The 6,575-nt window shown below is 44.4% G+C and carries 10 protein-coding genes; 4 read left to right on the top strand and 6 right to left on the bottom strand.

What is annotated here, in order from left to right; translation table 11 throughout:
* The first annotated feature begins 33 nt into the window (after positions 1–33).
* Positions 34–126 carry a sugar transferase gene (locus F6J99_RS07470; protein ID WP_293112378.1) on the top strand — a complete coding sequence of 31 codons (93 nt, stop codon included), beginning with the start codon at positions 34–36 and terminating at the stop codon, positions 124–126.
* Here the strand turns inward: F6J99_RS07470 and F6J99_RS07465 are convergent.
* The gene (locus F6J99_RS07465) at positions 89–346 is read right to left on the bottom strand and encodes a transposase (protein ID WP_293112381.1); all 258 of its coding nucleotides are present in this window, start codon (positions 344–346) and stop codon (positions 89–91) included. The genes F6J99_RS07470 and F6J99_RS07465 overlap by 38 nt on opposite strands.
* A 290-nt stretch (positions 347–636) precedes the next feature.
* On the opposite strand from F6J99_RS07465, the gene F6J99_RS07460 reads away from it, so the two are divergent.
* Complete coding sequence (locus F6J99_RS07460) at positions 637–843, top strand: hypothetical protein (RefSeq protein WP_293112377.1); 207 nt, start codon at positions 637–639, stop codon at positions 841–843.
* A gap of 49 nt (positions 844–892) precedes the next feature.
* Here the strand turns inward: F6J99_RS07460 and F6J99_RS07455 are convergent, their stop codons facing one another.
* On the bottom strand, positions 893–1,243 hold the full coding sequence (locus tag F6J99_RS07455) for a YkgJ family cysteine cluster protein (protein ID WP_293112376.1): 351 nt from the start codon (positions 1,241–1,243) through the stop codon (positions 893–895).
* A 201-nt stretch (positions 1,244–1,444) separates the two neighbouring features.
* Between F6J99_RS07455 and F6J99_RS07450 the strand changes: the two genes are divergently transcribed.
* Positions 1,445–1,579, top strand: a complete 135-nt coding sequence (locus F6J99_RS07450) for a photosystem II reaction center protein Ycf12 (protein ID WP_070396607.1) — start codon at positions 1,445–1,447, stop codon at positions 1,577–1,579.
* On the opposite strand, the gene F6J99_RS07445 is transcribed toward F6J99_RS07450, so the two are convergent.
* Together F6J99_RS07445 and recJ are read right to left on the bottom strand one after the other, a co-directional pair.
* Entirely contained in the window at positions 1,576–1,752 is a 177-nt protein-coding gene (locus F6J99_RS07445; protein ID WP_293112375.1) for a hypothetical protein, read from the bottom strand. The genes F6J99_RS07450 and F6J99_RS07445 overlap by 4 nt on opposite strands.
* Positions 1,733–3,784: a single-stranded-DNA-specific exonuclease RecJ gene (gene recJ, locus F6J99_RS07440; protein WP_365972815.1), complete on the bottom strand. Its 2,052-nt coding sequence runs from the start codon at positions 3,782–3,784 to the stop codon at positions 1,733–1,735. Before recJ ends, F6J99_RS07445 begins: the two co-directional genes overlap by 20 nt.
* Positions 3,785–4,137: 353 nt before the next feature.
* Between recJ and F6J99_RS07435 the strand changes: the two genes are divergently transcribed.
* Positions 4,138–4,608, top strand: coding sequence for a GNAT family N-acetyltransferase (locus F6J99_RS07435; protein ID WP_293112373.1), 471 nt, complete (start codon positions 4,138–4,140; stop codon positions 4,606–4,608).
* Here F6J99_RS07435 and F6J99_RS07430 read toward each other — a convergent pair.
* Positions 4,568–5,467 (bottom strand): HAMP domain-containing sensor histidine kinase, encoded by a 900-nt coding sequence (locus tag F6J99_RS07430; RefSeq protein WP_365972813.1) that lies wholly within the window; start codon positions 5,465–5,467, stop codon positions 4,568–4,570. The genes F6J99_RS07435 and F6J99_RS07430 overlap by 41 nt on opposite strands.
* 500 nt (positions 5,468–5,967) lie before the next feature.
* A complete protein-coding gene (locus F6J99_RS07425) occupies positions 5,968–6,570 on the bottom strand; it encodes an L-threonylcarbamoyladenylate synthase (RefSeq protein ID WP_070392311.1) in 603 nt (200 codons plus the stop codon).
* Positions 6,571–6,575 lie beyond the last annotated feature (5 nt).

The following is a 6,575-nucleotide window of genomic DNA, read 5'->3' as shown; positions in this document are numbered from 1 at the left end:
CTGAAGTAGATTGCGATCGCAATCTACTTCAGTATGGCAAGACCAATTGTTTTCACCCAACTAAGACCGGGGAAAGATGGTCGTCTTTTCAAGTTCTATAAATTTCGCACCATGACCGATGATTGATAGGACGTTTAGCTGTTTGATGCATTAACTTTTCGACAGCCGGAGTTAGTTGATCTGCTGTCAGTTCTCCCAGTTCAGACCAGTGAGTGTAAATAATACCAACTAAAAACTGACAAGCGTGGCGATATACATCAACCGTTTTCCCTAGCAACTCCTTTTGATATGGGGTTGGGTTGATTCGCCACTTATCAGTTCTTATGATTTTATTTTGCGTTTTCACTGGCTCAATAAACTCTCATCTAGTTAAATTTAATATTTTAGCTTACAAAATACAAGACGACAATCGCTTATTAGTGTTCCAGTTTTTTGCAATTGTTGTTGTCGCTCCTTAACCCCCACTTGGACGAAGTGGGGGAATGCGTCGCGATTTTGTTCAATTTCATGTATAGCATTTCCAAATAGATCATGAAACCGAATGGGGATTTATGATCTAGCATTTATAAATAGGTTATGAACAATCTTGCTGTGTCTTGATGCAGTCGCTCATGGGGGGAACCACGGCAGTCGCTCATGGGGGAAACCCCCAAGACCGCGCTGCCTCCCCAAGACCGCGCTGCATCGCTTTCTCATAACATTAAAAACTCTTTGGATCTCTTGCCTACTGCTCCGAAGGCCCTGCTCCGAAGTTGCTTTTCCCATCAATCCTATGTTTACATCTCAAATACAAACGCTATAACACCAAAAAGTACTCGGATCTCTTTCCTCCTGTTCCGGTGATCCGCTGTCCCCAGATCCGCTGTTCCCTATTGAGAACTGCTATGTACCTTTAAATCCCTATTTCCCGCTCAAAGCGCAGCATTTCCAGAGAGCAATCACCATAAAGTGCTTCAATATGCTCCCAACAGCAGTCAATGGCAAAATCATTTAAATCTGCTGGCTCCACCCCATACATATCCTGAAATACCTCAGGTTCCACCCGACAGAAACGAGGTCGATGGGGATAAATACGACATTCACGGGTGGTGTGGTCGAAATTTATACACCATCCCCCCTCACCTACCATACTTAAATATAGCGCTAGCTCTTCTGGAAGAAGATATTCCTCTAATCCTGGACGCTCAGCTGGGTCAAGATGACAGCAAGCGCCACATTGCTTTACACAACTCCAAGTGGCCATAACTTTCAAAAAAGAGCTAAAAGCTTAAAGTATATCTAGCTTAGCGAGTTTTCACCCCTGATTAATGTGGTGAGCCTTGCCATTGAGTTTTGTATATTTTTGTAAACTTACTTAAAAAAAGCAGATCATTACCCAGTAAAATCTAAGCGATGGATTGTGATTAGTCACCATCGCCTTTGTTGGGTCAATTCTGGAGAACATATGTATTTAGCTTTTTTAGATTTTATAGGTAACATCGATTGGGTATTGATTGCTCAGCTGAGTATGCTGGCAGCTGTTGTGATTGCTGGTCCAGTGGTCATTTTCGCCCTATATGCTCTTAGAGGCGACCTTTAATCGAGGGTTGAAGGTGACGGGGTTGAAGGTTGAAGGTTGAAGGTTGAACGCGCACGCGTGGCCTTTTGGCCAAGGTTCAGTAGAAAACCTGCAACCTGTAACTGGTTAACTTTCAACTCGTCAGCAACCTGTAACTTGTTAATTTTCAAGTCTTCAACTGAGTCCCAAGGCACGAGTTGCTGCTTTGATCAAGGGGTAGTAAGGAGGTTTAGTGACATTAACTTCTTTAGCATCTTCCCGTTTAGTACCCAAAAGTCCAATGCGTTCTCCTTTCTGAATCGCTAGGACTTTCCCTTCCGGGTTTCTAATTCTTAGTTCGTTTAAAGATTCCCAAAGGCTACAGGTGTAGCGGCGCTGATTGTAATAAAATTCCGCTTTCTTCGTGGTTGAGGTACTAGTAACTTTACTAGTAACTACGGGTAGACGGACACCCACTAACTCTAACTCAATGGTCGTGTTGCCCTCCCAATGATGCTCTCGCAACTTGTAGGCAATATCCACTCGCCGAGGTAAGGGGAAGTATTCCCCCCAACGCCAAGCAATAGCTTGAATCGTGACTGGTTGATTGTCCTGATTCAAGGTAAGCTTAATGTGTCCCTTACCAACAACTCGTTGCTCAAGGATTTGGACATTAGCACTCCAAAAGACAGGATCCCGATTGCCAATCCCACAGGGGTGAAGCAGATCTAATTGCTGGTAGAGGTTAGAGGTAATTTGAGGGAATTCTAGGCTAGCGTCGATAGCAACTAGGGGTTTGAGGTGTTCAGGTTTTAGAGATTGATGGGCAAAACGGCTAAGGGATTGTTCAAAGGCGCTTAAGTTCTCAGCAGGTAGGGAAAATCCACCAGCTGCTTTGTGTCCTCCATATTTACCCAGTAAGTCTTTGCAGAACTCTAAGGCTTCAAAAATATTGAATTCAGTTATGCCTCGTGCTGAACCGCGAATGTGTTGTTGGTCCTTGTCTTCATACGTTCCAATAAAGACTGGGACACCATAGCGCTCTACTAATCTGGAGGCAACAATGCCAATGACTCCATGATGCCAATTCGGTTGGACAATCACTAATACCCGCTTCTGTTCCCAATCTAGTCCAGTATCCTCAATAAATGCGATCGCATCTTGTTCAATATCAGCACACAATTGCTGACGCCGTTGGTTCACTTCTTCACACTGCATTGCCCTCTCAAGTGCTACTTCCGGTGCAGTAGTCGTCAGCAGTTCAATTACAATTTGGGGATCCGATAAGCGACCAATAGCGTTAATTCTTGGTCCTAGTCTAAATCCAATATCCTCCGGCTTAAGGGATTTTTGGTCATCTTTAACCCCAGTTATCTCGATTAATGCTTGAACTCCTGCTAATTGAGATTGAGGCAATAACCCTAAGCCTCGCTTTAACCAACGTCGGTTGATCCCCGTTAAAGGAGCTAAATCCGCAATAGTTCCCAGAGTAAATAGTTCTAACAGCTGTTGGGTCAAGCCTTTGATTTGACCCAGTTCTTGTGCTAGACAGATAGCTAAAATGTAAGCTATCCCTACACCAGCTAAACTTCGGTAGGGTGACTCTTCCGGCAGTTGCTTAGGATTGAGAATCGCATCAGCGTCTGGAAGTTCTGGAGGTAGGTCATGGTGGTCAGTGACAATAACCGTTAATCCCAGTTCTACAGCTCTAGCAATAGGTTCATGGGCAGCAATACCATTATCAACCGTTAAAATCACACCCACCCCTTCCTCCGCAAATTCTTCCACAATCCGTGTATTGATGCCATAACCCTCTGTCATCCTGCTCGGGATGGCGTAGTCTACATCAGCCCCCAACCAGCGCAATGCTCTGAGTAACAAAGCCGTGCTGGTCATGCCATCAGCATCGTAGTCTCCACAAATAGCGATTTTTTCTTGATTTGCGATCGCTTCAGTGAGCATCTCGACACTAATTGCCAAATCGGGAAATTCATCAATCGGTGCAGGCATCACCTGAGATAGGGGATTGAGGAAAACCTCCGCTTGTTCAGAGGTTTCAATGCCCCGATTGATCAGGAGTTGAGCGATTAGGGGGGAAATCCCTCTAGCTTGGGCGAGTTGGTTAGCTTGTTCAGTTTTGAGGGGGGCAATTTCCCAACGCTGATTAGGCAATTGGGCATGGGGTTTGGATGGGGTGGGTGAGAGGTGGTTGTGCACAGGTGTCGTGATCGAACAACAATAGCCCATACTACCACCCATACTATCAGTTATTGGATTTGACCGAGATAATTACAATAGGTTATAATCTTAACATTTTGTAATACTCAGCTCCCTGGGTTTGTCAAGCCAGAGATAACCTATCGATAGATATATCTTGAACAGCTATCTGCAAACCCGTTTAATCCTGATTAATTGTAAATTTAAAATTGTTAATTAATCAGGATAAATTGTCTGGTTTCTATTACTTAAAAGTCGTCAATAGGACAGGCTATAAACCCGATTTTAACTTAAACAGTTTTCATTAAAACTCCAGACTAACATCAGGAAAGTAAGTCAATTTCAAGGCACGTTTAACAAAATCAGAAGGAACTTTGGTAACTATGGATTACCGCCATATTCAGTTTTGCGATCGCAAAACCCAAATCGACTATTACCAGCTACAACAATTGTTTAACCTAGGTGCTTTTTGGGCAAAAGACCGAAAAATCGAGGATTGGCAAGTTGCGATCGCTAACAGTAATCCTGTCATCAGCGTTTGGGATAACCAGAAGCTGATTGGATTAGCTAGAGCTACCTCTGACGGAATTTATCGGGGAACCATTTGGGATGTCGTTATCCATCCAGACTATCGAGGAGCTGGGCTAGGGCGTAAGCTAGTGGAAACTGTACTCTCTCATCCTCAGATGAGCCGAGTAGAGAGAGTTTATCTGATGACCACCCATCAACAAAGTTTTTACGAACGCATTGGTTTTGAGGTGAACTCCAGTACCACAATGGTATTGTACAATCAGCCTCTAGTTACTCCAGTGCCTAGTAAGGCTCTACAATCTCAGGAATCCCCTGGGGTATAGAAACTTGAAACCGGGTAAGATTCTCCACAGAGGTATCATTGTCAGCTTCTTCACTGGGAACCGTTAATACTTCTATACGCCCCTGCATCACTTCCAGGAGTGTTTGAATCATCAACAACGTCAGTCCAGATGAAGTGGATACCATTTCACTGGGCTGTTTTGATTGATCTGGAGGTAATTGCAATAAATCAACAGCTTCAGCCCAACAGCTGATGGCACAGGGCATATCAATCCAGATGGAAACAGTTTCAGATTTAGAGGAGAGTGCAGTCCAAACTTTAATTTGACCACTACCTATCTGAGTAATTGCAGTATCCACAATCATTACTAATGCCTGTCGAAAACGCCGTGGATCGACTAAAACGTGAATTTGGGGGTCAGGTGGAACTATTTCCAGCTGGAGATTGCGATTGGCAGCTTGCAAATGGGTCAGACGATAGAGGTCTTCAAACAGCTGCTTCAAAGAGACTGAGCAAATCTCCAAAACGTTAGTACCGTGTTCAGTTTTAGCTACAGCAGTCACCTCATCAAGCAGTTTCACCATAGTATGGGCAGAGGCGTTAGCCTGGTTCACAAATTCTCTCTCTTCTTCTGGAGACTCACACAGATCAGACAAAATCAACTGATGTAAACCAATCAACCGACTCAGAGGCGATCGCAACTCGTGGGAAGTTCGTGCCAAAAATCCGGCTTTAAACTGGCTCATTTCCATTGCCATTTGGTAAGCCAATTGATTTTGCTTGAATTCCTGTTTCAGACGCTGGATTTCTTCAGCATCAGTATCAGTTTGATGGCATCCAGAGGTCTTTGAGTCTGTGCTTTCATGGAGGTGCGACCCAAGGTCGGGTTCCCCGGCCATTGGAAAGCGCACCTTTAAAAATTTCCTGAAGCGACTCCCGATAACTCCTAACCCAATGCCTACTAGCAAATAGATCAGATCCGTCTCACCCATGCTTATTAAGTCTTGCCACACTAAAAACGTCAACAGGTGCGAGCCCGTTGGTGCGACCCTAGGCAGCGAGGGATTGCTTGCGGCCTAGGAGGCGCCCACCAAAGCGCGAATTTAATTCGCAACGGAAAGCGCACCTAACAAAATTGAAGGATAAAGAATGAAGGTTGAAGCTTATACTGCTGGAAATCGACAAGGATAGAGTTGGGTAGACAACCAGGCTAAAAAAAATACCTGTTGCCAAGTAACCAATCGATAGAAGGTTTTCAGGATTCCTTCACAATTCAGGATTCCTTCACAATTCAGGATTCCTTCACAATTCAAACTTCATACTTCACAATTCAAACTTCATACTTTTTTGTCAGATCTTTTTAAGGATAGCTAGTTTTTTTCAAAGATGAGTAGAACTATTAAAACCCTGAATCGTCTAATTGAATCCCTCCAGCACGCAAAATTTCCCAGCCACTGCTTGTCCATTTAGCAACAGTAGACGGGACGCCAATCTTGTCTGGTTTGATCGCTTCTAACTCAGCTGGCTGGAGCGTCAATACCTCGGGAAACTGCACCTCAACCGCTGCCATTGTTTGTAAAGGTGGCTCGCCTGAGTAATTAGCACTGGTAGTTGCCAACGGACCAGTCTTGGACAAAATTGCGATCGCTACCTTAGAAGCTGGCACACGCACCCCAATAGTAGTCGGGTCAGAAGGATTCATAACGTTAGGTACTTTATCTGAAGCGGGTAACACCAATGTTAATGCTCCTGGCCAATACTTCTGAGCCATCTGTTCCCAAATCGACCTCTGTGCGGAAGTACCTTGAACATATGGCCAAAGAGATTTAGGAGATGCCCCCATCAAAATCAAAGGTTTGTCTTGAGGACGGCGCTTTGCCTCAAACACCAACTCTGACTTGTGCGGTAGCACTGCTAGTGCTGGGACTGTATCTGTTGGAAAACTTACCAGCTTACCTGAGAGAGCCTCAGAAATCAGGGTAGCCATAGAAACTTGGGTCATTGCTC

Source organism: Moorena sp. SIO4G3 (assembly GCF_010692305.1).
Taxonomy (GTDB): domain Bacteria; phylum Cyanobacteriota; class Cyanobacteriia; order Cyanobacteriales; family Coleofasciculaceae; genus Moorena; species Moorena producens_A.
Note: the sequence above shows the minus strand (reverse complement) of the source record. Positions and strands in the feature narration are given on the sequence as shown.